Consider the following 310-nt stretch of genomic DNA (forward strand, 5'->3'; position numbering starts at 1 on the left):
GGTGATCGCTGTCACCAATTTCAAAGGTGGCTCCGGCAAGACGACGACATCCATCCACCTGGCGCAGTTCCTGGCTCTTCGCGGCTACCGCGTGCTCGCCGTCGATCTCGATCCACAGGCATCGATGTCGGCGATGCTCGGATATCAGCCCGAATTCGACGTCGGCGAAAACGAGACCCTTTACGGTGCCATCAAATATGACGAAACGCGCCGCGACGTAGCCGACATCGTTCGCCAGACGTATTTTCCGGGGCTCGATCTCATTCCCGGCAATCTCGAGCTGCACGAGTTCGAACACGATACTCCAAAG

At 57.7% G+C, this 310-nt stretch carries 1 protein-coding gene; it reads left to right on the top strand.

The annotated features are described in order from the left end of the window. Window positions 1-310 (top strand): AAA family ATPase (locus EOD29_RS31080; RefSeq protein ID WP_164763909.1); only part of this gene is annotated, 310 nt, incomplete at both ends.

The sequence above is a fragment of the Mesorhizobium sp. M1A.T.Ca.IN.004.03.1.1 genome, assembly GCF_003997555.1.
Taxonomy (GTDB): domain Bacteria; phylum Pseudomonadota; class Alphaproteobacteria; order Rhizobiales; family Rhizobiaceae; genus Mesorhizobium.